The organism is Pollutimonas bauzanensis, assembly GCF_040393045.1.
In the GTDB taxonomy this organism is placed as follows: domain Bacteria; phylum Pseudomonadota; class Gammaproteobacteria; order Burkholderiales; family Burkholderiaceae_B; genus Pollutimonas; species Pollutimonas bauzanensis_A.
Genome location: NZ_JBEBUX010000004.1, coordinates 14,051 through 38,404, shown reverse-complemented (window position 1 = coordinate 38,404; position 24,354 = coordinate 14,051). Strand labels below are relative to the sequence as shown.

The 24,354-nt window shown below is 56.3% G+C and carries 22 protein-coding genes; 12 read left to right on the top strand and 10 right to left on the bottom strand.

From position 1 onward, the window contains the following. Window positions 1-6 precede the first annotated feature (6 nt). Window positions 7-1,263, top strand: a complete 1,257-nt coding sequence (locus ABWO67_RS01260; protein WP_353146481.1) for a M20 family metallo-hydrolase — start codon at window positions 7-9, stop codon at window positions 1,261-1,263. 389 nt (window positions 1,264-1,652) lie between these two features. On the opposite strand, the gene glmS is transcribed toward ABWO67_RS01260, so the two are convergent. Next, window positions 1,653-3,485 (bottom strand): glutamine--fructose-6-phosphate transaminase (isomerizing), encoded by a 1,833-nt coding sequence (gene glmS, locus ABWO67_RS01255; protein ID WP_353146479.1) that lies wholly within the window; start codon window positions 3,483-3,485, stop codon window positions 1,653-1,655. 147 nt (window positions 3,486-3,632) lie between these two features. On the opposite strand from glmS, the gene ABWO67_RS01250 reads away from it, so the two are divergent. Continuing rightward, window positions 3,633-4,151: an Lrp/AsnC family transcriptional regulator gene (locus ABWO67_RS01250; protein ID WP_353146477.1), complete on the top strand. Its 519-nt coding sequence runs from the start codon at window positions 3,633-3,635 to the stop codon at window positions 4,149-4,151. Here ABWO67_RS01250 and ABWO67_RS01245 read toward each other — a convergent pair. The 5 genes from ABWO67_RS01245 to ABWO67_RS01225 form a co-directional block, all read right to left on the bottom strand. Beyond that, complete coding sequence (locus tag ABWO67_RS01245) at window positions 4,126-5,196, bottom strand: glycosyltransferase family 4 protein (protein WP_353146475.1); 1,071 nt, start codon at window positions 5,194-5,196, stop codon at window positions 4,126-4,128. The genes ABWO67_RS01250 and ABWO67_RS01245 overlap by 26 nt on opposite strands. A gap of 7 nt (window positions 5,197-5,203) precedes the next feature. Then, window positions 5,204-6,598, bottom strand: a complete 1,395-nt coding sequence (locus ABWO67_RS01240) for an MFS transporter (RefSeq protein WP_353146473.1) — start codon at window positions 6,596-6,598, stop codon at window positions 5,204-5,206. Between the two features lie 2 nt (window positions 6,599-6,600). Then, window positions 6,601-7,974, bottom strand: coding sequence for a bifunctional UDP-N-acetylglucosamine diphosphorylase/glucosamine-1-phosphate N-acetyltransferase GlmU (gene glmU / locus ABWO67_RS01235; protein WP_353146471.1), 1,374 nt, complete (start codon window positions 7,972-7,974; stop codon window positions 6,601-6,603). Between the two features lie 34 nt (window positions 7,975-8,008). After that, window positions 8,009-8,620, bottom strand: a complete 612-nt coding sequence (locus ABWO67_RS01230; RefSeq protein ID WP_353146469.1) for a PhaM family polyhydroxyalkanoate granule multifunctional regulatory protein — start codon at window positions 8,618-8,620, stop codon at window positions 8,009-8,011. 75 nt (window positions 8,621-8,695) lie between these two features. Next, window positions 8,696-9,535 carry an NUDIX hydrolase gene (locus ABWO67_RS01225; RefSeq protein WP_353146539.1) on the bottom strand — a complete coding sequence of 280 codons (840 nt, stop codon included), beginning with the start codon at window positions 9,533-9,535 and terminating at the stop codon, window positions 8,696-8,698. 261 nt (window positions 9,536-9,796) lie between these two features. Between ABWO67_RS01225 and coxB the strand changes: the two genes are divergently transcribed. From coxB to ABWO67_RS01205, 4 genes are all read left to right on the top strand, one after another. Then, a complete protein-coding gene (gene coxB, locus ABWO67_RS01220) occupies window positions 9,797-10,957 on the top strand; it encodes a cytochrome c oxidase subunit II (protein WP_353146467.1) in 1,161 nt (386 codons plus the stop codon). Window positions 10,958-11,043: 86 nt separating this feature from the next. Next, on the top strand, window positions 11,044-12,642 hold the full coding sequence (gene ctaD / locus ABWO67_RS01215) for a cytochrome c oxidase subunit I (protein WP_353146465.1): 1,599 nt from the start codon (window positions 11,044-11,046) through the stop codon (window positions 12,640-12,642). 129 nt (window positions 12,643-12,771) lie between these two features. Then, the gene (locus tag ABWO67_RS01210) at window positions 12,772-12,996 is read left to right on the top strand and encodes a DUF2970 domain-containing protein (RefSeq protein WP_353146463.1); all 225 of its coding nucleotides are present in this window, start codon (window positions 12,772-12,774) and stop codon (window positions 12,994-12,996) included. A gap of 36 nt (window positions 12,997-13,032) precedes the next feature. Continuing rightward, window positions 13,033-13,908 (top strand): cytochrome c oxidase subunit 3, encoded by an 876-nt coding sequence (locus ABWO67_RS01205; protein WP_353146461.1) that lies wholly within the window; start codon window positions 13,033-13,035, stop codon window positions 13,906-13,908. 83 nt (window positions 13,909-13,991) lie between these two features. Here the strand turns inward: ABWO67_RS01205 and ABWO67_RS01200 are convergent, their stop codons facing one another. Further along, complete coding sequence (locus ABWO67_RS01200) at window positions 13,992-14,198, bottom strand: twin transmembrane helix small protein (protein ID WP_353146459.1); 207 nt, start codon at window positions 14,196-14,198, stop codon at window positions 13,992-13,994. Between the two features lie 34 nt (window positions 14,199-14,232). Between ABWO67_RS01200 and ABWO67_RS01195 the strand changes: the two genes are divergently transcribed. From ABWO67_RS01195 to ABWO67_RS01175, 5 genes are read left to right on the top strand one after another with little or no spacing between them, the layout of a single operon-like run. Further along, window positions 14,233-15,042 carry an SURF1 family protein gene (locus ABWO67_RS01195; RefSeq protein WP_353146457.1) on the top strand — a complete coding sequence of 270 codons (810 nt, stop codon included), beginning with the start codon at window positions 14,233-14,235 and terminating at the stop codon, window positions 15,040-15,042. Between the two features lie 9 nt (window positions 15,043-15,051). Then, window positions 15,052-15,696 (top strand): SCO family protein, encoded by a 645-nt coding sequence (locus ABWO67_RS01190; RefSeq protein ID WP_502929942.1) that lies wholly within the window; start codon window positions 15,052-15,054, stop codon window positions 15,694-15,696. A 6-nt stretch (window positions 15,697-15,702) separates the two neighbouring features. Further along, on the top strand, window positions 15,703-16,716 hold the full coding sequence (locus ABWO67_RS01185) for a COX15/CtaA family protein (protein WP_353146455.1): 1,014 nt from the start codon (window positions 15,703-15,705) through the stop codon (window positions 16,714-16,716). Next, complete coding sequence (gene cyoE, locus ABWO67_RS01180) at window positions 16,713-17,603, top strand: heme o synthase (RefSeq protein WP_353146453.1); 891 nt, start codon at window positions 16,713-16,715, stop codon at window positions 17,601-17,603. Before ABWO67_RS01185 ends, cyoE begins: the two co-directional genes overlap by 4 nt. A gap of 18 nt (window positions 17,604-17,621) precedes the next feature. Next, the gene (locus tag ABWO67_RS01175; RefSeq protein WP_353146451.1) at window positions 17,622-18,224 is read left to right on the top strand and encodes an SCO family protein; all 603 of its coding nucleotides are present in this window, start codon (window positions 17,622-17,624) and stop codon (window positions 18,222-18,224) included. A 16-nt stretch (window positions 18,225-18,240) separates the two neighbouring features. On the opposite strand, the gene ABWO67_RS01170 is transcribed toward ABWO67_RS01175, so the two are convergent. Together ABWO67_RS01170 and rpoH are read right to left on the bottom strand one after the other, a co-directional pair. Then, entirely contained in the window at window positions 18,241-20,781 is a 2,541-nt protein-coding gene (locus tag ABWO67_RS01170) for a cation:proton antiporter (RefSeq protein ID WP_353146449.1), read from the bottom strand. A gap of 302 nt (window positions 20,782-21,083) precedes the next feature. Beyond that, window positions 21,084-21,968: an RNA polymerase sigma factor RpoH gene (gene rpoH, locus ABWO67_RS01165; protein ID WP_353146447.1), complete on the bottom strand. Its 885-nt coding sequence runs from the start codon at window positions 21,966-21,968 to the stop codon at window positions 21,084-21,086. Window positions 21,969-22,246: 278 nt separating this feature from the next. Here rpoH and ABWO67_RS01160 point away from each other — a divergent pair, with 278 nt between their 5' ends. Further along, complete coding sequence (locus tag ABWO67_RS01160) at window positions 22,247-23,395, top strand: ABC transporter substrate-binding protein (protein ID WP_353146445.1); 1,149 nt, start codon at window positions 22,247-22,249, stop codon at window positions 23,393-23,395. A 12-nt stretch (window positions 23,396-23,407) separates the two neighbouring features. Here the strand turns inward: ABWO67_RS01160 and ABWO67_RS01155 are convergent, their stop codons facing one another. Further along, the gene (locus ABWO67_RS01155; RefSeq protein ID WP_353146443.1) at window positions 23,408-24,340 is read right to left on the bottom strand and encodes an ornithine cyclodeaminase family protein; all 933 of its coding nucleotides are present in this window, start codon (window positions 24,338-24,340) and stop codon (window positions 23,408-23,410) included. Window positions 24,341-24,354: the final 14 nt, after the last annotated feature.

The window sequence follows — 24,354 nt, the reverse complement described above, 5'->3', positions numbered from 1 at the left end:
TTTACTATGATCAATACTGTTTCCACATCGGTCTCGGACCATGTATCTCATCAACGCCTCAACGATCGGATTACCGAGATGGCATGCTTGGGCGCGACAGCTCAGGGGGGCGTCAATCGTCAAGCCCTCTCAGCGGAAGATGCTCAGGCTCAGATATTATTGACGCGCTGGAGCACTGCGTTGGGTATGATGGTGTCGCGTGATCCCATTGGCAATCTGTTTCTTCGACTGGAAGGCGCAGACCCATCCCTGTCGCCGGTAATGACAGGTTCGCACATGGACACCCAGCCAACTGGCGGACGTTACGACGGAATTTACGGAGTGATGGCCAGCTTGGAGGCTGTGCAGGCATTGCAAGATGCCGGCTTCAAACCCAAGCGTGCTATAGAGGTCGTAGCTTGGGTCAACGAGGAGGGCTCCCGGTTCGCACCGAGCCTGATGGGTTCTGGGGTACACGCAGGCGCTCGAAGCCTAACGGAAGCACTTGCGTTGCGTGACACTGCAGGCGTGAGCGTGCAAGAGGCGCTGCAGCAGATTGAGCCACTGCTTGCACACATACCAAAGCGGTCCTTGAGCAGTCCAGCGCATTGTTATGTGGAAGCACATATCGAGCAAGGACCTATTCTGGAGCGGGAAGGTTTGTCCATTGGTGTGGTTACGGGTATCCAGGGAAAACATACCTACCGGGTAACCGTCATAGGGGATGCCGCCCATGCAGGCACCGCACCGCATCGCGAGCGTAAAGACGCTCTTTTGGCCGCTACTGCGATGGTGCAAAGCTTGTCACGCACGTTTTTTGATGAACAGGACATCACACGATTTACGGTGGGCCGCTTTAGCGTTGCTCCGAATGCGCCATCAGTCGTTCCCAATGAGGTGGTCTTCAGCATCGACCTGCGCCATCCAAATGCAGAAAAACTGGAACAATTAAGCAACCAGGTTTCTATACTTTGTCAGGACTTGGCTGCGCCTTGCTCGGTGCATATCGAACGGCTCTACACTTCGGCGCCCATTGAGTTTTCGGAGCCAATGCAGAAGATCATTGCCGCAGCAGCGCTCCAACTGAACCTGCCACAGCGCCCAATACTTTCAGCAGCAGGGCACGATGCTGGCCTGATGCATCGCGTTTGTCCAACCGGAATGCTTTTTATACCCAGCATTGGAGGTGTGACGCACAATGAGGCAGAGTTCAGTCGGCCCGAAGACCTGACGTCTGGAGCACGAGTGCTCGCTAACGTGCTTGCGCATCTGGCGGGACATTAAGCAGAGGCCAGGCTCAGCCTGCGTCAGCAACGTATGTTTTTGGAATGCACATCTTCGTATTGTGCTTAACGCATACATGCTCGAATACTGTCCAGCCGTGTCAGCGCCAATCATCCTCTTAAAGTTCTGTCATTCATGCATGCAGTCCAACACCAGGACAGGTCCAGGAATTAGCCACCTTCAGCGGGTCAAGGCGCCCAAATTCAATTCCGCTTGATGGATTGTCCAGCTCGAGCGCTGGGTGTTTGGCTATTTAACCAAACACCCTCAACATCAAGACAATCAGCTAACTTGCCAGCGAGTTAGGCGAAAAAACAACCGACAAAGAGAGAAATTAAAGAGGGACAGACTTTATTCCCTTGAAACACGCAATGTAACAGCCTACACCCTTATTCCACCGTCACGCTCTTAGCCAAATTCCGCGGCTTATCCACATCCGTACCCCTCGCGCACGCCGTGTGATACGCCAGCAATTGCAGCGGTATCGTATGCAGAATCGGCGACAGCTTCCCATAATGCTCTGGCATCCGAATCACATGTATGCCATCGCTGCTGCCGATTTTCGTATCGGCATCAGCAAACACATACAGCTCCCCTCCACGCGCGTGGACTTCTTGCATATTGGACTTCAGCTTTTCCAATAGCTCGTCACGGGGAGCAATAGTGACTACAGGCATGGCCTCGGTGACCAAGGCCAGTGGCCCATGCTTCAACTCACCAGCCGGGTAGGCTTCAGCGTGGATGTAGCTGATTTCCTTCAGCTTCAATGCGCCTTCCAGTGCGATAGGGTAGTGCAAGCCGCGGCCCAGGAACAATGCATGTTCCTTGCTGGCGAAGCGGTCTGCCCATGCCATGATCTGCGGTTCCAGAGCCAGTACGGCGCCGATGGCAACCGGCAGGTGGCGCAAGGCTTTCAGGAACTCGGCTTCTTTCTCTTCGCTAAGTTGCTTCTTGGTCTGGGCCAGGGCCAGAGTCAATAAGAACAAGGCAGTCAGCTGAGTGGTAAAGGCCTTGGTCGAGGCCACGCCAATTTCAACGCCGGCGCGGGTGATGTAAGCCAGTTTGCATTCGCGCACCATGGCGCTGGTGGATACGTTGCAAATGGTCAGTGTGTGCTCCATGCCCAAACCACGCGCATGCTTGAGGGCGGCCAAGGTATCGGCAGTTTCGCCAGACTGCGAAATCGTCACGACCAGGCTGCGCGGGTTGGGCACGCTGTCGCGATAGCGATATTCGCTGGCGATTTCCACATTGACGGGTATCTTGGCGATGGACTCGATCCAATAGCGCGCGGTCAGGCCGGCGTAATAACTGGTGCCGCAAGCCAAGATCAAGACGTTGTCGATGTCGTTGAATACTTTATAGGCCTCGTCGCCGAACAGTTCCGGGGTAATGCTTTCGATATCTTGCAGGGTGTCGCCAACCGCGCGCGGTTGTTCGAAGATTTCTTTCTGCATGTAATGACGGTAGGGCCCCAGTTCCGCCGCGCCGGTATGCACGTGCACGGTGTGAACCTCGCGGTCTACGGCACGGCCATCAGCATCGACGATCCATACGCGTGCCAATTGCAGGTCAACCACATCGCCATCTTCAAGATAAATGATCTGGTCGGTCGTGCCGGCCAGCGCCAGCGCATCGGAAGCCAGGAAATTTTCATTGACGCCACGGCCTATGACCAGTGGCGAGCCCTGACGCGCGCCAATCACGCGGTGCGGTTCGTCGCGGCAGAATACGGCAATGGCGTAGGCGCCTGCCAGGCGACGCGTGGCTTGCTGAACCGCGTCGAACAAATCGCCCGCATACAAATGATCAACCAGATGCGCGACCACTTCCGTGTCGGTCTGGCTTTCGAATACGTAGCCGACTGCTTGTAGTTCGGCACGCAGTTCGTCGTGGTTTTCGATGATGCCGTTGTGTACCAAGGCGATGCGGACAGAGCCTTTGCTTTGGCCGGAAAAATGGGGATGGGCGTTATGGGTCGCAGGTGCGCCGTGAGTAGCCCAGCGTGTGTGAGCAATACCGGTGAAACCGGAAATACTGTCTTTTTCAACTTGTGCCTCTAGCTCGGCGACCCGCTCGGTGCTGCGGGCACGGCGTAGTTCACCATTGGCATGCACGGCTACGCCGCAGGAATCATACCCGCGGTATTCAAGACGCTTAAGCCCTTCAAGAAGAATAGGGGTGATGTCGCGTTGCGCTACAGCGCCAACAATGCCACACATAAGTAAACTCCAACCGATGTAAAAGATAGGCTATTGTGCGCAACAAACCAAGAAATTAGATTTCTTATTTGAAGAGAATATGATATTTTATTTCTGTTCCATTGAATTATGCAATTTAATTACAAATTACAATAAATATCAAAATAAATGAACAAGACAAAAACACCAATCGCACTGGATGATCTGGACTTGCGCATACTCGAGCAAATCCAGGGCGATAGTTCGCTGACCAATCAAGACTTGGCCAGCCGGGTCCACGCTTCAGCTCCCACATGTTTACGCCGGGTGCGGCGACTGGTCGATGAAGGCGTTATTGAAAAGCAAGTCGCTATTCTGAATCCGGAAAAAGTAGGCATTGGCCTTACGGCGATCATCGAGATCACACTAGATGTGCAAACCGCCGAATCGCTGGATGCCTTCGAAGCAAGTGTCGTGCAGGAAGCTGCCATCCTGCAATGCTATCGCGTCTCGCCGGGCCCCGACTTTATCGTCGTAGCCCAAGTTCCCGACATGCCCGCCTACCATGCCATGGCTCATAAGGTCTTCACCTCGCAGGCCAATGTGCGCAACGTACGCACATTTTTTTCCATACACCGCAGTAAATTTGAAACGCGCATCGCGCTTCCCGGCACCGCGAACGCTAGTCTCGGCCGGCGCCAGCCGTAACCAGCCGCTCATACTCGTGCAAATACCGGCCAGCCATGACGCCGGCATCATGTTCACCCAATACATAGGCGCGGGCCCGTTCAACCATGCCGGCACGCAAGCCGCGATCGCTCAATGCCTTGTCCATGCCTGCGGCAAGCGCCTGGTGATCACCCACCTCGCACAAAATCCCGCGGCCATCTGCCAGGCTCTCCCGCAGGCCGCCAGCGTTGGTCGACACCACCGGCACCGAATATAAAAAGGCGTCCAACACACTGGTGCCCAAGCCTTCTTGGCGCGAGCTTAAAACAAACACGTCCATCAAGCGGTACAAGTCTTCTATGTTGGCCTGAAACCCGGTAAATAAATAGTGTTGTTCCAGGCCGAGTTCACGCACCAGTTCACGCGCCTGGGGCTCGGCATCGCCACCCGCTCCTAAGTGCAAGAACACAAAATCACTGCGCAACTGCAGCAGCCCATGCACCGCCCGGATCAAGGTGCATGGATCTTTTTCGGAAGTAAGCGCTGCGGCGGTAGCCAAAACCCGCTGGCCTGACAAATTGAATTGCCTGGCGAAGGTGTCAATATGGTCCTGATCTAAAGTCTTGGCCTCGATAGCGCTGGGAATCACGCTGACATCCAATCCCAGGCGGCGCGGCTCTGCTGCCGCTGCCTGGCTAATAGCCACCAGAACATCGGCCTTGCTCCACTTCCAGGCAGTTCGCCGTTCCCGACGAGTGACCGCAAACGCGGTACGCCGCGTGAACACCACACGGTGGCCCAATACAGGCTTAAGCAACGCCAGCCAGGTCATCATGTTCGCGGTTTGCGCATGCAAGATATCGAAGCTGCGGCCCCGGCGCAGCAAAAAGCCGCACAGCGACACCACACTTGCGTGCTCATGCACCAAAAAGCCTTCGGCGCTCGCGCTACGCGCCAGTTCGCTGCCCCGGCGAGCCAGTAAAGACACTTGATGACCGGCATCGCGAAACTGCCGCATGCTCAGCAAGGTTTGCCTTTCGCCGCCGCGCCAGCCGCGTTCGAAATTCAACTGCAAAATATGCATGATGTCGTTAAAGCTCCAGATCAACGGCCGGATTCAAATAGCGCACGACGTTTATCGTTACTGCTACCAGCGCACACACAATGGCTGCCCATACGCCAAATACGGCGCCATTTGCCGCGCTGATATTGAACGCGACGGCTACCAGCGCCGTGCCAAAGCTTTGCCCGAAAACGCGAGTCGTTGCTTGCATACCGCCCGCCGCACCGCTGCGATGCCGGGGCGCCCCAGCAAGCAGCGCCTTGTTGTTGGGCGTTTGGAAGAAGCCAAAACCCACTCCGCCCAACAGCATCCCCGCAATCAGCCACACAAAGATCGTATCACCAGGCAACATGATCACCCAGAACAAGCCCAGCGCAATGCAACCGGCCCCAAGGCCGCATAGCAACGCAATCGAAAACCGATCAGACAAATACCCGGCGACAGGTGCCATAACCGCTACGCCGATCGACCAGGCGCCCAGCAAGATACCCACATCAGCGTATGAAAAATGCAATACTTGCTTGAAGTAAAACGGTAACGCTACAAATGCCGCCATCTGCGCGGCAAAAGAAAATGCCGACGCCCCTACGGCAAAGGCAATAGGCGTAATGCGCAGCAAATCGATGGGCACGATAGGCGCCACTTGGCCGCGCGAACGGCGCACCAGCACCCACCCGGCCAGAACGGCCAGCATCAGGCACAATGCCGCACGCGTCGGATCTTTGACGATTGCATCCAGGCCAATTATCGATAACCCGAATACCGGCACGCTTAATAGACAAGCTATCCAGTCGAAGCGGCCACGATAACGAGGTACATCGGGCAAGAAGCGAATACAAAAATAGGTGCCCAGGCAAATCGGAATATTCACCAGGAATATCCACTGCCATGAAGCCAACTCCAGGATGAAGGCGCCTATCGTGGGGCCCAACACAGCCATCAACCCCACCATCATGGCATTCACACTTATGCCCATGCCCAGTTTATTCAAGGGGTAAGTATTGCGCACCAGCCCACCAAACAAGCACATCAACATCGATGATCCCAAGCCTTGCGCCATACGGGAAAGCGTCAGCGTCATCACCGAATTCGACATCGCCGATGCCAGCGAAGCCACCATGAACAGCGTCAGGCCTATCGTGAACATACGACTGAAGCCTATGCGTTCAGCCGCAGCCGATAAAGGCAGCAACGACACCACTACCGTCAGGTTGTAGGCAATGACCACCCACACTACGGCCGCGGGATCAATGCTTAATTGCGTGGCAATGGCAGGCAACGCCACGTTAGCCATGCTGGCGTCCAGCACCGTAATAGTGATGGCTAGCACCAACGCCAGCGCAGCCCAGTGACGCCGAGGCGTTTCCAGGCCGTCCGGGAAACCGCCAGGCGGGGTGGCTTTAGATGCGCGATTTTCTGCCACGGTTAAGATTTTTTGACTGGACGTACCCAACCTTCAATTGTCTTTTGCTGTGAGCGGGAAATGGTCAACTGGCCCGCAGGCGCGTCTTTGGTCAAGGTAGTGCCCGCGCCCAGCGTCGCCCCGCGCCCCACTTTGACTGGCGCCACCAATTGCGTATCGGAACCGATGAAGGCATCGTCCTCGATAATGGTCTGGTGCTTGTTCACGCCATCGTAGTTGCAAGTAATGGTTCCAGCGCCGATGTTGACGCGCGCACCCACCTGCGTATCGCCGATATAAGCCAAGTGGTTGGCCTTTGACCCCTGACCCAAGGTGCTTTTCTTGATTTCGACAAAATTGCCCACGTGGGCTTGAGAGCCGATATCGGCACCTGGCCGAAGCCGTGCATACGGCCCGATGCGCGCGTCGTCAGCAATCGTCGCTTCCTGGATATGGCTGAACGCATCAACCTGCGTGCCCGCACCGATCACGGCATCTTTAACCACGCAATGCGGTCCGATGCGCACACCATCGGCCAGTTCGACCCGCCCCTCGAAGACGCAGCCCACGTCGATGAAGACGTCGCGCCCGCAAACCAGCGAACCGCGCAAATCGAAACGCGCGGGATCGACCAGTGTCACACCTTGCTCAAGCAGGCGCCGCGCCTGCTCGCCTTGCCAGTTACGCTCCAGCTGCGCCTGCTGGACCCGGCTATTGACGCCCAGCGTTTCCCAGGAAGCCGACGGCTGCGCTGCATGCACCGGCAAGCCGTCTTGCACAGACAAGCCAACGGTATCAGTAAGGTAGTACTCACCCTGAGCGTTATCGTTATTGATACGCGAGAGCCAGTCTTTGAGTTTGCCCGTAGGCGCAACCAAAATACCGGTGTTCACCTCGTTAATGCCATGTTCGGCCGTCGAGGCGTCTTTGTGCTCGACAATACGAACCACTTCGCCCTTGTCATTACGCACGATGCGGCCGTAGCCTGTCGGGTCGGGCAGCGTTTCAGTCAACACCGCCATGCCCTGGTTTCGTGCATCAAGCAGGCGCTGCAGGGTTTCAGCCTGCACCAACGGCACATCACCATATAAGACCAAGGTTGCGTCTTGCTGAGTGTCGCCTTCAAGCAATAACGCCGCCGCCTGCTGTACTGCATGACCGGTGCCATGTTGGGGCACCTGCAATGCGAACTGCAGATCAGGCTGATTCGCAAACGCGGCCTTAACGCGATCGGCGCCATGGCCAACCACCACTACGATACGGTCAGGGTTCAGCTTGCGGGCATTATCAAGCACGTGCGCCAGCATGGGCTTGCCTGCCAGCGGATGCAAGACTTTAGGTAAATCGGACTGCATACGTTTGCCCAATCCTGCGGCCAGAATAACTATGTTCAGCATGTAAAAATTTAAGTCCTAAGTAAATGAATGGCGGTTAGGTCTTGTTTCGCGCAGGGGCGGCACGCTTGCGCGGCGCAGTTTTTTTGGCTGCCGGTTTGGCTGGCGCGGCAGACTTGGTGGCAGCCTTGCGCGCCGTTGCTGCGGGCCTGGCGCCCATGGTGGAATCGGCCGATGCCTGTTGACTTGCAGCAGCTTCTGCACCCTTCAACGAGGCCGCAGTGGCCTCCGCCAAGCTATCGAACTGCTTTTGCACCATATCCCACCAGCCTTGTGCCGCTGTCGCGGCGTTGGCAGCAATATCCTGGGCGCCGGCCGTGGCCGGTTGCTCGGCAGAGGCAGATGCCATAAAGGATTTAAGCGTTGCAATGGTAGAACGCTGCACTTCAAGCCCTTGTATCGTGCTCGAAAGCATGGACAGGTTCATGCGCAGCCAGTTTTCCACAGCCCGCAAGTCGCCGATACGGCGCTCGAGCTCTTCGACTGACATCGGGGTTGCCATGGCGGCTTGGTTCAAGCCGCCCGAACCGGCTAGCCCTTCCCAGGCTTGACGCATCATTTCCATACTGGCCACAAGCGGGTTCTGGGCCATGTCGCCGCTTTGACCAAAGCCGGGCAAGACGAAAGGATTGTCATTTTGAGTAACCATGGCGGCTCCTTGAGCACAATCGTATGGGGGGCCGGACAGATGCACGGACAGTACACCAGGCCGAGTTGCGTTAGCTTAAACTGAAGCGGCGCTGCCGTCTAATAGGCGTTTTTGCAAGCCCTCAAGAATCACCAGTTCAGCTTCACGCGTGAATTCGCCCGCTTCGACCATGGACCATAGCTCGTCCAGAGCGACCAACTGGATGTCGCTGACTTCGCCATCAAGATTCCTGGGCGCTACCGATTCGGCCAATACGCAATCGCTGACCAGAACGTCTTCAACCTGATACCCTTCCGGCAGACGGCGGTGCATGCGCAAAATAATGCGCAAAGGCGACCTGGCTTCGATGTCGGCGGGGGTAAGCCCAGCCTCCTCGTTGCTTTCCCGCAACAAAGACACATCCATGCTTTCCCCGGCCCCGGCCAAGCCGCCGACCAGCGTATCCCACATGCCAGGATCGGTTGATTTGCTAAGCGCCCTGCGCGCGATCCAAAGCTTGCCGTCGGGCGACCATGCATTCAAATGCACCGCCTTGGTCAGCAACCCCAGTGGACGCACCGCTGCCCGCTCGATAACGGCCAGACGCCGGCCTTCGCCTATGACATCCAGCAATTCGTCGCGCCAACCACGCAGGCAGCCGGTGTCTTTCAAAGCCACTGCCAATTGGGCCAATACGGTATTAAGCGACATGCGGTGCCGGGGGGAAGCGGTAATGTGCACCGCCTCGTCTTCCACATGTATCCCCGGCACCCCTTCAAGGTGACTGGTGGCTTTGGCGGTAATCCAGCCCGCCACCCTGCCGGCCACTGTTAAAGGGCGCGAACCATTCGGCGGCAGCTGTTGAATTCGACGTGCAAGTTGTTGATAACGCGAGTTTATGAGCGGCGCTATCGTTCGGGCGGGGGAATCTTTCATGCAATAATTGTAGTGGAAGCGTAGGCTGTCGCGCATGATTTCCGCCCGACGCCCGCACATGAATCACGCCGAACCAGCGCACTGCAAGCGCATGTTCGCTATAATTCTGCGGTCTATAGGTGATTCGAGCAGGCATTACCCCAGCGTTTATTATTTTAAGCCTGCCATTCAATAATTATGTGTTCGTTCGATGTTATGGCGGTCAGCTTGTTTGATCAAAGTCAACAATTGGGTAGAACATATCCGTATTTCGAGGTCAGCATGAAGAAGTTGAGAGGGTTACTTGGCACTGGCGCATTGCTAATGGCAGGCGTTGCCGGTGCACAAGTCGAGGACATGCCAGGAGGCCCAAGGGTCAATCAGCTCAACCTCCACGAGGGGGTGACACAGATCGCACACGATATCGTGTGGATCCACTGGATGCTGCTGATTATCTGTGCCGTGATTTTCGTAGGGGTGTTTGGGGTGATGTTCTACTCCATCATCATGCACCGGAAATCGCGCGGCGCCGTGCCCGCCAAGTTCCACGAACACGTGGGTATCGAGGTTGCCTGGACGGTCATCCCGTTCATCATCGTCATCGCCATGGCCTTGCCGGCGACGCGCACCGTCGTCGCCATGAAAGATACCAGCAGTTCCGACCTTACCGTCAAGGTAACCGGATACCAATGGAAATGGGGCTATGAATACATCGACGGCCCAGCCCAAGGCGTCAAATTCCTGTCGAACCTGGCCACGCCCCGCGACCAGATTGAAGGCAAAGCGCCCAAAGGCAACCTTTACCTGATGGAAGTCGACAATCCCCTGGTTGTGCCCGTCGACAAAAAGGTTCGTATCGTCCTGACTGCCAACGACGTCATCCACTCATGGATGATCCCGGAGTTCGGCGTCAAACAAGATGCGATGCCGGGCTTCCTGCGCGACACGTGGTTCCGTGCTGAAAAAATCGGTACATACCGCGGCCAATGCGCTGAACTCTGTGGGAAAGACCACGCGTTCATGCCTATCGTGGTCGAGGTAGTTTCACAAGCTGACTACGACAAGTGGGCTGCGGACCAGAAAAAAGCACTGGCTTCGGCTGCCGACGATCCAAACAAAACCTGGACGAAGGACGAACTCGTTGCCCGCGGCCAACAGGTTTACACTGCTAACTGTGTCGCCTGCCACCAGGCTAACGGAAAAGGCCTTCCTGGTACCTTCCCGGCCCTGGATGGTAACGAAAAATTCGTTCTTGGCCCAATGAAAGACCAAATCCTCACTGTGCTCAACGGTCATCCTGGCACTGCCATGGCGGCCTTCCGCGACCAATTGAACGATGTTGAAATTGCTGCGGCTATTACCTACACTCGCAATGCCTGGGGCAATGCGGGCAAGGGCAAGGATCCAGTCGTTCAACCTGCCGACGTCAAGGCCTTGCGCTAAGTCACCGGCACGTTCAAAACACATTCGAATGTTTTTTTACCGGGCTGTTGGCTGCCAGCGCCCGGTTGAGTAGGAAGGAGTCCACCATGAGCAGTGTTACTGCCGATCACGTCCCAGCCAGTCACGGGCACGACGACCACGACCACAAGCCGCACGGCTGGCGGCGCTGGTTGTTTGCAACCAACCATAAAGATATCGGTACCATGTACCTGCTCTTTTCGTTCATCATGCTGCTTGAAGGCGGCGTGCTGGCATTGTTGGTGCGCACCGAACTGTTCTCGCCCGGCTTGCAGTTTTTCCAGCCTGAATTGTTCAACCAGTTCACCACCATGCATGGCCTGATCATGATTTTCGGCGCCATCATGCCGGCATTCGTGGGTTTCGCCAACTGGATGATCCCGCTGCAAATCGGCGCATCCGACATGGCCTTTGCCCGCATGAACAACTTCAGTTTCTGGCTGCTGCCGATCGGCGCCATCCTGATGACGAGTTCGTTCTTTGTGCCGGGCGGCGCCAACGCTGCCGGCTGGACCATGTACGCGCCTTTGTCGCTGCAAATGGGCCCAGGCATGGACTTCACCATTTTCGCAGTGCACATTCTGGGCGCATCGTCCATTATGGGTGCCATCAACATCATCGTGACCGTGCTCAACATGCGTGCACCGGGCATGACCTTGATGAAGATGCCTCTGTTCTGCTGGACCTGGCTAATTACGGCCTACCTGCTCATCGCTGTAATGCCTGTGCTGGCTGCCGCCGTAACCATGCTGCTGACCGACCGTCACTTTGGCACAAGCTTCTTTAATGCAGCCGCAGGCGGCGACCCCGTCCTGTATCAGCACGTGTTCTGGTTCTTCGGCCACCCCGAGGTCTACATCATGATTCTGCCGGCATTTGGTATCGTGTCGGCCGTCGTACCCGCTTTTGCTCGCAAGCAGCTGTTCGGTTACGCCTCAATGGTGTATGCAACTGCCGCCATCGCCATTCTGTCGTTCCTGGTGTGGGCTCACCACATGTTTGCCACTGGCATGCCGGTTACGGGTCAGTTGTACTTCATGTACGCCACCATGCTGATTTCGATTCCTACCGGCGTCAAGGTGTTCAACTGGGTTGCCACCATGTGGCGCGGTTCCATGACCTTCGAAACGCCCATGCTGTTCGCGATCGGGTTTATCTTCGTGTTCACGATCGGCGGCTTTACCGGCCTGATCCTGGCCGTGGCGCCTATCGATATCGCAGTGCACGACACCTATTACGTTATCGCCCACTTCCACTATGTGATGGTGGCCGGTTCGTTGTTCGGCATGTTCGCAGGCGCGTACTACTGGATGCCAAAATGGACTGGCCGCATGTACAACGAAAAACTGGGCAAACTGCACTTCTGGTCCAGCATGATCTCGTTCAACGTCACGTTCTTCCCAATGCACTTCCTGGGCTTGGCTGGTATGCCGCGTCGCTATGCCGACTACGCAGCCCAGTTCACCGACTTTAACGAAATCGCCACCATCGGCGCCTTCTGGTTCGGTCTGTCGCAACTGATATTCCTGTATGTCATCCTCAGGTCCTATGCCGGGAAGGGCGAACCCGCCCCCGCCAAACCGTGGGAAGGCGCTACAGGACTGGAGTGGACAGTACCTTCGCCCGCACCATTCCATACCTTTGTTGTCCCACCTATTGTCAAGTAAGGCACCATCATGACACCCGAACAACGCCGGAAGAACCGCCACACCGCCATCGCCCTGGTAATCATTATCATTGCGGTCATGGCATGGGCCTTCTGGCGCGGCGGGTCTCTAGGAGGCGGCTAAGCCAACATGACAAAAGACATCCAAGAACTCTCTCGTCGAAAACTCAACTTCTTCCAAACGCTTAAAGCGGTGGCCTGGGGTTTTTTCGGCGTGCGCAAGGGCAAGGGTTATAGCGAAGACATTTCCAAGCTCAACCCCGTGCATTTGATACTGGCCGGCGTGCTGGCTGCTATTGGTTTCGTCGTTGTGCTGGTCTTGGCTGCCCGTGGGCTTATTTCCTACCTAGCCTAATATTTTTTATCTAATAATTCGCATCAGGAGAACACCATGAGTGCAGGTCACTTGGCTCAGGGCAACGAGGCACCGTATTACTACGTGCCTGCCGATTCAGTCCACCCGGTTCGGGCAAGCTTTTCCCTGCTGCTGACGCTGCTGGGCGCGTCCCTGTGGATCAACAGCTACGAAGTGGGTTTCTGGCTGTTCATTGTCGGTATTCTTAGCCTTTTCGTCGTACTGTATGGCTGGTTCGGCGACGCTATCCGCGAATCAGAAAGCGGCATGAACAACGAACGCGTAGACCACTCCTACCGTTGGAGCATGGCGTGGTTCATTTTCTCGGAAGTCATGTTCTTTGCCGCGTTCTTCGGGGCGCTGTGGTACACCCGCGAAGTCACGACACCGTGGCTTAGCAACCTGGACCACCAAAACATGCTGTGGCCTAATTTCTCGGGCACCTGGCCTAACTTGGGACCAGCAGGCGTCGTTCCTGAATTCAAGACCGTTGGCCCGTTCTGGCTGCCCACCATCAACACTGCCTTGCTGTTGACATCCGGCCTGACCCTGACTATTGCCCACCACGCCATGCGCGCCAGCCATCGCGGCAAAGCCATTTTCTGGCTGGCCCTGACGGTTATTCTGGGCTTTACCTTCGTGGCCTGTCAGGCATACGAATATCACCATGCTTATAATGACCTGAACCTGCGTTTCGATTCGGGCGCTTATGGTTCACTGTTCTACATGCTTACCGGCTTCCACGGCTTTCACGTGATTCTGGGCGCAACCTTCCTGACCGTTATTCTGTTCCGTCTGATCCGAGGGCACTTCACCGCCACGAATCATTTTGGCTTTGAAGGCGCTGCCTGGTACTGGCACTTTGTAGACGTCGTCTGGCTAGGCCTGTACCTGTTCGTATACTGGTTCTAAGCCGTAGGACGATACCGAAAAAAGGCTGGCCTTGCCGGCCTTTTTTCTGGATAACGGTGTGGTAACGTTGGGATGGAATCAGCTTAATGCGCAGCGATACCAGTGCTTTGTATCCAGCCCATATAGTGGGCGAACAGCACAAACAGAAACAACACTATCGACAGCCCGATGCGCACTGTCAGCGCGTTAACCGTACGGTTGGTCCCGCCTTTGTCGCGCATCAGGTAAAAGAGCGCTGAGGCTAAACTTCCTACTATACCCAGGAACGCTAGGATTACTACGAAACGCATTTTGGCCTCCGGCGAAACTGGAATTATTGCAGACATGGCACGTTCTCACACAACTTATCGCACTGCTGCCGCACTGATTTTACTCGGCATCATGGCAGTTGGGTTTACGTCGCTGGGAAATTGGCAATTAGACCGCGCTGCTCAACGCATCGCAATCAAGGCCTCGATACAAGCCGGTCGTGACAGCACAGCCCTTATGCTTAGCCCCGCCACCCCCGCGCAAGACCTGCTGCCGTGGCGGGCGGCCACAGCGCATGGCGTCTGGCAGCATCAACTGACTGTACTCCTGGAAAACCGTAATTTCCAGGGGCGCCCAGGGTTTTGGGTTGCCACGCCGTTGATCATCGACGCTGCTGCCAACACCGCGGTGCTGGTATTGCGCGGCTGGTTGCCAAGGCCGATGCGGCCCGGTGAAACCATGGCACGCATTCCTGCCCCTGCCGGCGAACAAACGGTACATGGCGAACTGCTTGAACGCGTGCCCCGGCTTTTCGAACTGTGGTCCTGGTCGGATAATGATGAAACGCAGCTGCCGGGCAAGTTGCCTGATCCGGCAAGACCCGTACCCCAGTTGCAAAACCTGGACTTGACGGCCTATGGCAAAGCGAGCGGCCTGACGCTATTGCCGGCGGTGCTGGCTCAAGCCGCTGATAGCCCGAATGCCCAGGCTGATATAGCCGCCGGCACACAACTCGTCCAGGAGTGGCCAGAGCCCTCGTTGGATTCCGATAAGAATCACGGGTATGCGTTGCAATGGTTTGGCTTTGCCGCCATCGCCGCAGGTGCCTGGTTGGTTATTGCATGGCGCGCCTTGCGCCGAAAAATTAAGTCCTCGACCTTGTAAGGAATCATTGTGGTCAGCCCTACTCCCGTTACACCGAACCCACGTCCCCCAGTCCGATCAAGAACCCCCCTTTACCTGATCGTGGCCATCTGCCTGGCCCCCGTGATTTTTGCCTTGCTGGCCTATTACGTGCCGGCGCTGGGACTGCGGCCACAGGAAGCCACCAACTACGGCACACTGATCAGCCCGCAACGGCCTATACCTGACGCGGCGACGCTGCCGCTGACCACCCTGGACGGCAAGCCCTTCGACCTGAGCAGTCTTGATGGAAAATGGCTATTGGTCAGCGCCGACGAAAGCGCCTGCCCCGAGTCCTGCGTAAAAAAGCTGTTTGTACTGCGTAATTCGCACGCCAGCCAAGGCAAGAATGTAGAGCGCCTGGCGCGGATCTGGTTCATTACCGACGACGCACCGGTGTCGGACCAAATCAAGGAAGCGTATGTCGGCACCAATATGTTGCGCGCCGACCCTGCAAAGTTGGCTGCCTACCTGGCCCCCAACGCCAGCCCAGCCGAGCGTGACGCCGCCCTGAAAGGGCCTATGTGGATCATCGATCCCCTGGGCAACCTGATGCTGGAATTTCCCGCCGATGCCGACCCCATTTCGGTACGCAATGACCTCAGCAAATTAATTCGCAACTCGCGCATCGGTTAGTCCAACATGCTTGAACGTATTACTGCACGGTATCGAAAGCTCGTATTCCTGACGTGGTTTTTAACGCTGGACTTGATCATGTTCGGCGCTTTTGTGCGCCTGACGGATTCCGGCCTGGGCTGTCCTGACTGGCCTGGCTGTTACGGCAAAATCACACCACTAGGCGCCAGCGGCCACATTGAACAAGCGCTGCAAGCCATGCCTTACGGCGCCGTCAGCTTTTCCAAGGCGTGGATCGAAATGATCCACCGCTACGTGGGCTCGATACTGGGCATGATGATTATCGGCATCGTCTATATGGCGTGGCGTTATCGCCGCCAATTGGGCAACACGCCGCGCCTGGCTGTCGTCACGCTGATCGCAGTGTGCATACAAGGCGCCTTCGGGGCATGGACCGTTACCCACCAGTTGATGCCTATCGTGGTAACCAGCCATTTGCTGGGCGGCATGATACTGCTGGCATTGATGACCTGGCTCGCCGCGCGCGAGAAAACCCACGCGCAGCTCAGCGCTCAAGCAGGACGATGGCGGCCATGGATGGCTGCCGGACTTGTCTTATTATTTGTGCAGATCGCCCTGGGCGGATGGGTCAGCACCAATTACGCCGCCCTGGCCTGCATGGACTTTCCCATGTGCCATGGCGAGTGGATACCGCCGATGGATTTAAAAAACGGGTACTCGTTAATTCGCGGTCTGGGCATGTTGCCTTCCGGTGAATTGATTTCCCAATCGGCCCTGACCTCCATACATTGGGTACATCGCAACTTTGCCTTCCTGGTGTTTGCCTACCTGGGTATACTCGCCTGGAAAATGCGGGCCGAATCCGGGTTGCGCGGCCCTGCCAACCTGGTGCTGGGTTTGCTTGCGGCCCAGCTAATTACGGGTCTGACCACCATCTTCTTCCAATGGCCATTATTAATCGCCGTTTTGCATAACGGCGGCGCCGCTGGCCTGGTTCTGGCCAGCGTCACTCTACTGGTGCGCTTATCGCGCGACTATAGGTCTAAAATACCGGCATGACTACCGTTCCCGCCCCGACACAACCCATTTTCCGGCAATACCTTGTTCTGACCAAGCCACGGGTTACGCAACTTGCCGTGTTTTGCGCTGTTATTGGCATGTTCCTGGCCAGCCCCGGCCTGCCCGACTTGGGCAAAGTAGTGGCTGGCACGGTGGGCATCTGGCTGCTGGCGGCCGCCGCCTTTGCCGTAAACTGTCTTATCGAGCAGGAAATCGATGCCCGCATGCTGCGCACTGCCCGCCGGGGAACAGCCCGAGGCACCATCAGCAACCAACAAGTCATCCTGCTGTCGGGCCTGCTGGGCGGCCTGGGAATGCTGGTGCTCTATACGCTGGTCAATCCATTGACCATGTGGCTGACCTTCGCTACCTTTGTCGGCTATGCAGTTATCTACACCATTATTCTGAAGCCGCTCACACCGCAAAATATTGTCATTGGCGGGCTTTCGGGCGCCATGCCCCCAGCCCTGGGTTGGGCGACCATTGCCAACTCGGTCCCGGCCGAGGCCTGGATACTGGTGCTGATCATCTTCATCTGGACGCCGCCGCATTTCTGGGCCCTGGCCTTGTACCGCAACGCCGACTATGCCAAGTCCGGCCTGCCTATGCTGCCCGTCACCCATGGCAAGCAGTTCACCCGCCTGCATATCCTGCTGTACAGCTTCGTATTGTTCGCCGCCACGCTGCTGCCTTATGTCGTACGCATGAGCGGCGTGGTCTATTTGGTCGCTGCCGTTATACTAAGCGGGATGTTCATCTGGTATGCATGGCGCTTGTATAAGGCCTATTCCGACGAACTATCACGCAAGCTGTTCCGTTTTTCCATTTTATATTTAGCGTTGCTATTTGGCGCATTACTTGTTGACCACTGGGTTGCGCTAATCTGATTTCTCACTGGGTGTTGCATGTCTGGTTTTTCAAGTAAGCGCCGTATTCTACTGACCGCCTCGGCCGCGGTTACGCTATCTGCTTTACTGGCCGCATGCGGCAAAGAAGAGGTTATTTTCCAAGGTTCTGACATCAGCGGCACTAAGTTAGGCCGTGATCTGGAAATGATCGACGGAAATAGCCAGGTGCGCCACCTGGACGATTACAAGGGTAAAGTCGTATTGGTATTCTTCGGCTTTACGCAGTGCCCCGATGTGTGTCCTACTGCCATGGCGGAACTGTCCCAAACCATGGAATTGCTGGGCGACGACGCCTCGAAAGTACAGGTTCTGATGATAAGCGTAGACCCCGCGCGCGATACGCCTGAAATCCTGTCGGCGTATGTCTCCGCGTTCAACCCAAGCTTCGTAGGCCTTACCGGCACACCCGAACAGCTCAGCAAAACTGCCAAATCGTTCAAGGCCTACTATGCCAAGTCACCGGGCGGCTCCGCCGACCAATACGGCATGGATCACGCCTCGTCGTTTTACCTTCTGGATCAGCAAGGCGAAGCACGGGTGCTAATCAGCGGTAACGCCAGCGCCCAGGACATCGCCAAAGATATCAAGCTGTTGCTATAGCCGCCTATATCCGGCTTTAGGTGGTTTTTGGGCTTAGATCCGGCAGGGGTTCGTGCTGGCGCTCGCCAGACTGGAATTCCTGCCATACCTCCAGCGCCCGCAGGCGCTGCTTGACCACCGCATCGATTTTTTCCCGCAATATAGGGTCGCCTGTGCGCAGGGCTTCGAAATCCCCTTCCATCAGCATCAGCAGGCGGCTATAGCCCAACGAGGTCACTTTGGCCTCGAACTCGGTGCCCGCAACCAGCGCCATTTCCCCGAAAATTTCACCGGTGCCCAGTTCAACAGTGGTGCCATCCGGTAAATGTATGGTGACCGCGCCGGACGCCACAAAATACATGACGCGGCTACGCCCTATTTGCATCTGGATTTCCTGGTCGGGAACAGCCAGGCGGGGCTTGAGGACTTTGCTGATTGCTTTGAGCGCCGCTGGCGAAGCCCCTTGGAACATTGGCACCCGCTGAATCAGGTCGCTGGCGCTGATGGCAATATCCAGCGCCGGACGCTTTTCGATATGGCTCCAGCGAAGTTCTATCTGCTTAATCAGATCCGAATACATTTCACCGGTGATCAAGAACTGCGAAAGCATGTCGCGATAGCGCTGGCGCTCCAGGGCCCTCGCCATGCGCGCCAGATAGGATTCCTGCAGCCAATGCGCGAACAGCGGATACTGCAGGCTCATGGCCTGCAAAGCGCTCTCCATAAGCACCAGGCGACGCCTATGGGCCTGTATGATCGTGGCCGTTGCCTCGGGCCCCAGCAACGGCTGTATTTCCTTTTCGGCAAAATGAATCAGATGCTGGGCAACCGAGCGCTTGCTCATCAAATTCGTAAACCGCTTGGCCAGCTCGCGTCCCAGCCAGCCCTGGAAACCGAACAAATAATGCAACCGCAAAGACAGGCGAAACGTCTTCGAATAGCGCAAATCGGCGGCAATGGCAGACTCGAAGCCATCCAGCCCGCCCGAGCGCACGGCATCGCTCATGTGCTCGGCTCGCGCCAGTAGCGATTCAGCGGTGCGCCAGTCGACCAATTGTGCCTTGAGCGTATCGAAAAACATTTCCTCTTCGCGTGCTGCCACCATGGCCAGGCCCATGGACACCTTCTGACCCTGCGATAACTGATTGACCTCCCCGCCATCGACACTGGCCTGTGTGGCATCAAATACCGCGTGTACGCGCGCCCTAACGTCATCCCCGATATGCTCGTTCTTGGCAATTTCGTCGGTCTTGCCGCGGAGTTCTTCCAGCGCGACCACCAAGGCCTGGTTGCGCAACGTCCTGTCAAACGGTGAAAGCTCGTTCAGGCCCAAGCGACGTATCAGCGGCCGCAGACTAATGCCGTTAATAAATAAAGTCATCAGGACAAAGCCGGTGGTCGCCACGGCAATGAATTGGCGCGCCTCGTAAGGCACATTGTGTTGTTCCGTTACCGCCAGTGCCAGCGCCAGCGACACAGCGCCACGCAATCCGCCCCACCACATCACTACGCGATAGCTGCGGCTTACCTTGGTGCCAAAACGCGTCAAGCCCAATATAGGCAGCACGCCAAACACCATCAACGCCCGCGCCAACAGCGTTACCGCGAACACCAGCAGGATCAGCAAGACCTGCATCCAGGTAATTTCTGCCATCATGCGCGGAATCAACATGGCGGCAAACACGAAAATCAGCGAGTTAGCCCAGAACCCGAACTGCGCCCAGGAAGCCGACAACTGTTCGAAAGTCGCGGGCGACATCCGGGTGCGCCCCGTCGACCCCACCACCAATCCGGCAATGACGGTCGCCACGACGCCGGAGACGCCAAGATAGTGCTCGGAAATATAAAAGGTGAGATACGCCAGTGCTACGGTCAGGGTAATTTCAGCGGTGGGCCACCCCCGCAGCCAGATAAAGACGCCGGTGGCCATACGGCCCATTAGAAATCCCACAATACCGCCGCCCACGAAACTGAGCAGAAAGCTGTAGAACACCTGCCCTACGGAAAGCACACCGCCGCCATACAAGACAGTCAGCAATACCGAATACAAGGCAATCGAGGCCGCGTCATTGAAGAGCGATTCACCTTCGACGAGCGTGGTCAGGCGCTTGGGCGCGCCCACTTCACGAAAAATACCCACCACTGCGATAGGGTCCGTCGTGGCAACAATGGCCCCCAACATCAGGCAAACCACCAGCCCATAGCCGGATACCGCACTGATAGAAAACCCCACGGCCACCGTGCAAACCACTACGGCCACAATCGCCATCATCAGTATCGGCCCGATATCCTCCATCAGGCGGCGTACGTTCAATGCGAGCGATGTTTCGAAAAGCAGCACCGGAAGAAAGACAAACAGGAAGGTTTCCGAGGAAACCTCGAAATTCTGCAGCGAATCCAGGAAGTCGGACATGACCATCGGCGCCCAGCTATGGACGTGAATGATCAGACCAAGGACGAAGCCGACAATGGCGAGCAACACCGAATAGGGCAGACGCAAGCGGCCGGCGATTGCCGGCATGAAAGACACCAGGGCCAGGAGACCGGCCAAGCCAAATACGATGTGTCCAATTTGCATAGTGCTGACTTCCCTTGCTTCACCTTTGTGCTCTGCAAGGATATCGCTTTTTGATCGGCTTTTTGGCGCCAACGGATTTTTTTTGCAAATCGGGAAGACAAAAAAAACGGGACACCTGGAGGTGTCCCATAAACATCCGCTTCAAAAGGGAGGGGAAGAGGAGAAGCCGAAGCGGACGATAGTTCAATGGCTCGCGCATCGCATGGCAAACACATCGATCTATACATGGTTAGTGCCGCTTGCGAGCCAGAAGTTCAGGTTTTACATTAAAAAGGTGTAAAAAAATGTGACCTGGCTTGGACTTAGCTGGCCAAGACCGTTCGCAGCTTCTTGAAGGCAGCGGATTCGATCTGGCGAATGCGTTCGGCCGACACGCCGAATTCGGCAGCGAGTTCATGCAATGTGGCGCCACCTTCGTCTTGCAGCCAGCGTGCCTGCACAATGCGGCGTGAACGCGGTTCCAGGCTTTCAATGGCGTCGGTCAGGCCCGACCCCTGCAGGGAATCCAGCGCGCGGCGCTCGAGTATGCGGGATGGCTCTTGATGGCCTTCATCAGAGAGATAAGAAATGGGAGCGTAGCTTTCGTCGTCGTCGCCGGGGGCTTCAAGCGCCATTTCCCTGCCCGACATGCGGACTTCCATTTCACTGACATCTTCGGGGCGCACGTTAAGTTCGCGCGCGATCTCGTTGACCTGTTCTGGATCGAGCGTTTGCCCATCGGGGCGCATACGGCGCAAATTGAAGAACAACTTGCGCTGCGCTTTGGTGGTGGCAACTTTGACCATACGCCAGTTACGCACGATATATTCGTGGATTTCAGCCTTGATCCAGTGAACGGCAAATGACACCAGCCGTACGCCGCGTTCGGGGTCGAAGCGTTTGACCGCTTTCATGAGCCCCACATTGCCTTCCTGAATAAGATCGGCATGAGCCAACCCATAACCGAGATATTGGCGGGCAATCGAAACGACCAAACGCAAATGCGAGGTAATAAGCTGGCGGGCAGCGTCCAGGTCCGATTCATCGCGCAGCCGTTTACCCAATGCCAGTTCCTGCTCGTGCGTGAGCATGGGCAAACGATTGACAGCACTGATGTAGGCCTCGATCGTGCCTAATGCACCAGGATTGGAAATAGCCATAGCCAATTGACCATTGGTTAAAGCCAGGGATTGCGAACTAGGAGTCATCGGATAAACAGCCCTCGTAAAAATGGTGTTTGCTTATATTAGCACTCCGACGCCAGGAGTGCTAATGCCTGAGCGTGACGAAGTGCATTTACATCAATAAGAGGCTGATTTCAGCAAAAAGTTCATGATTTCAGCCTGTTTTTACCTATTTTTTGCAAATCCAGCAGATCGCGCACCCCCCAAACAGCCAGCCCGTTTACACTACTATGCTTGAGCGGCAAAGGCGCCTGCATCAGCCTGCCCTACACCCCTTTTTTCATTCTCGGAGAATCTTGTCCATGTTGATCAAAACGCTTGCAATAACCACGACGCTGCTTGCTGCGCTTGGCGCTGCTCCCGTATTGGCTCAAGTCAAGATCGGTGTGGTGACCTCGGCAAGCGGCCCCACCGCCATGGTCGGCATCCCGCAAAAGAATACCGTTCCTTTGTTGCCGAAGAAAATAGGCGATATGACGGTAGACTACATATCGCTGGACGACACCAGCGACCCCACCCAGTCAGTCACCATTTTCAAGAAGCTGATTACTGAAGAAAAAGTCGACGCCATCATCGGGCCTACCGGCTCACCCAATGCCATGGCGGTTATCCAGTTTATTGCCGAATCCGGCACACCGATGCTGTCGCCCGTCGGCACTGCCTCCGTCATTCTGCCCATGACACCCGAAAAAAAATGGGTTTTCAAAACCACGCAGAATGACGATCTTATTGCCAAGGCCTTGGTCCAGCATATGGTTGGCGCAGGCGTGAAAACCGCGGGTTTCATCGGCTTTAACGATGCCTACGGGGAAAACTGGCTTAAGGTTTTTAGCGACCTGGCTGCGCAAAACAATATCAAGCTCGTCGCGGTTGAACGCTACGTACGTTCCGATAGCTCGGTAACTGGCCAGGCGCTGAAAGTTCTCGCCGCCAAGCCCGACGCCGTATTGATCGCCGGCACAGGTACCGCTGCCGTGCTGCCGCAAGCCACACTGGCCAAACAAGGCTACAAAGGCCAGTTCTACCAAACCCATGGCGCGGCCTTGCCTGCCTTCCTTAAGCTGGGCGGCAAGGATGTCGAAGGCACGATTCTGGCGGCAGGGCTGATGCTGGTGCTGCCGGAAATCGCCGACAGCAATCCTTCCAAGGCCATCGCGCAAGACTACATCACCCGCTACACGGAACTGCATGGCAGCGCGCCGGCTACCTTCGGGGCTAATGTGTTTGATGCTGGCCTGCTGCTTGAACAAGCCATCCCCGTAGCGGCCAAGTCAGCCAAGCCAGGCACACCTGAATTCCGTAGCGCCCTGCGCGATGCCCTAGAAAAAACGCACGAATTGGTAGGCACGCAAGGCGTCTACAACATGACCCCGGAAGACCATAGCGGCTTCGACGACCGCGGCCGAGAAATGATTACCGTCAAAGACGGTCAGTGGCGCTTGTTGAAGTAATCCTGCCTGCCGTCATGGCAATGCCAAGCCCTGAAGCTTGGCTACCTGGCGGTACGCGTGGCCAGCCAACGCGATATCTTCCAGGCCGACCCCTACCGATTTGTAGATGAAAATATCATCTTCCGATTCCCGGCCTAGGCTGGTTCCGGCCAACACGTGTGCAACCTCGATCACTTTCTCGTCCGCCAACGCTACGGGATCGGCAAGGATTAAATCGCCCGCTTCTTCTAGCGACTGTTGACGCCATTCGATAACAATGGCTTTCGCCTTCGCAATGGCGTCGTCATCCAGCTCGCGCGTGGTCGGCAAGCTTGACCCGATGGCCGCAACAAACGTACCTGGACGCAATAGCTCGCCGGAAAAAAGCGGTGTTGTAGAGCGCGAAGCCGTAACCAGAATATCGGAATTGGCCGCAGTGTCGTCTGCCGCGGCTATTCGGACATCCGCTCCCGATGCCTCAGCCAGTCGACTGGCAATATCGGCGGGCGCATACGGATCGCAAACCAGAATCTGCTTCAGCCCGAATTCACGTGTCAGTTGAATGGCATGCTCGAACCCCTGGACGCCCGCTCCAAACAACCCCATAGTTGTTGCCGAACGACGCGCCAGTTTCTTTGCAAGCAACACTGTACATGCGGCGGTTCGTATGCGTGTCAAAGCGGCGGCATCGAACGTTGCCAAGGGACGCCCATCTTTCGCAGAGAACAACAAGATCACGAAAGAGAACTGACCATTTATCGTTGTGTAGACTTTAGCCCCTGCGACCTCCTGGCCAGGGATAACCGCGCCCAGCGTAGAAAGCTTCACGCCATCCGCCTCGGTTCGAATACGTTTCTGCATCGAGGCACGGCCATCGGCATAGCCGAGGAAAGCCGCGAGCAGCACTTCCTGCGCGTCGGGCGCGGTCACGACTGCATTCACCATCTCATCAGAGATATGCAACATAAAGGAGCTTCCTT

Coding starts and splice junctions, on each gene's coding strand:
- rpoH (WP_353146447.1), bottom strand. CDS start 21,968: ATGACTCCTAGTTCGCAATCCCTGGCTTTAACCAATGGTCAATTGGCT.
- ABWO67_RS01245 (WP_353146475.1), bottom strand. CDS start 5,196: ATGCATATTTTGCAGTTGAATTTCGAACGCGGCTGGCGCGGCGGCGAA.
- ABWO67_RS01170 (WP_353146449.1), bottom strand. CDS start 20,781: ATGCAAATTGGACACATCGTATTTGGCTTGGCCGGTCTCCTGGCCCTG.
- ABWO67_RS01185 (WP_353146455.1), top strand. CDS start 15,703: ATGCTTGAACGTATTACTGCACGGTATCGAAAGCTCGTATTCCTGACG.
- ABWO67_RS01155 (WP_353146443.1), bottom strand. CDS start 24,340: ATGTTGCATATCTCTGATGAGATGGTGAATGCAGTCGTGACCGCGCCC.
- ABWO67_RS01250 (WP_353146477.1), top strand. CDS start 3,633: ATGAACAAGACAAAAACACCAATCGCACTGGATGATCTGGACTTGCGC.
- ABWO67_RS01230 (WP_353146469.1), bottom strand. CDS start 8,620: ATGGTTACTCAAAATGACAATCCTTTCGTCTTGCCCGGCTTTGGTCAA.
- ABWO67_RS01160 (WP_353146445.1), top strand. CDS start 22,247: ATGTTGATCAAAACGCTTGCAATAACCACGACGCTGCTTGCTGCGCTT.
- ABWO67_RS01260 (WP_353146481.1), top strand. CDS start 7: ATGATCAATACTGTTTCCACATCGGTCTCGGACCATGTATCTCATCAA.
- glmU (WP_353146471.1), bottom strand. CDS start 7,974: ATGCTGAACATAGTTATTCTGGCCGCAGGATTGGGCAAACGTATGCAG.
- ABWO67_RS01205 (WP_353146461.1), top strand. CDS start 13,033: ATGAGTGCAGGTCACTTGGCTCAGGGCAACGAGGCACCGTATTACTAC.
- ABWO67_RS01195 (WP_353146457.1), top strand. CDS start 14,233: ATGGCACGTTCTCACACAACTTATCGCACTGCTGCCGCACTGATTTTA.
- coxB (WP_353146467.1), top strand. CDS start 9,797: ATGAAGAAGTTGAGAGGGTTACTTGGCACTGGCGCATTGCTAATGGCA.
- ABWO67_RS01200 (WP_353146459.1), bottom strand. CDS start 14,198: ATGCGTTTCGTAGTAATCCTAGCGTTCCTGGGTATAGTAGGAAGTTTA.
- cyoE (WP_353146453.1), top strand. CDS start 16,713: ATGACTACCGTTCCCGCCCCGACACAACCCATTTTCCGGCAATACCTT.
- ABWO67_RS01175 (WP_353146451.1), top strand. CDS start 17,622: ATGTCTGGTTTTTCAAGTAAGCGCCGTATTCTACTGACCGCCTCGGCC.
- ctaD (WP_353146465.1), top strand. CDS start 11,044: ATGAGCAGTGTTACTGCCGATCACGTCCCAGCCAGTCACGGGCACGAC.
- glmS (WP_353146479.1), bottom strand. CDS start 3,485: ATGTGTGGCATTGTTGGCGCTGTAGCGCAACGCGACATCACCCCTATT.
- ABWO67_RS01210 (WP_353146463.1), top strand. CDS start 12,772: ATGACAAAAGACATCCAAGAACTCTCTCGTCGAAAACTCAACTTCTTC.
- ABWO67_RS01225 (WP_353146539.1), bottom strand. CDS start 9,535: ATGAAAGATTCCCCCGCCCGAACGATAGCGCCGCTCATAAACTCGCGT.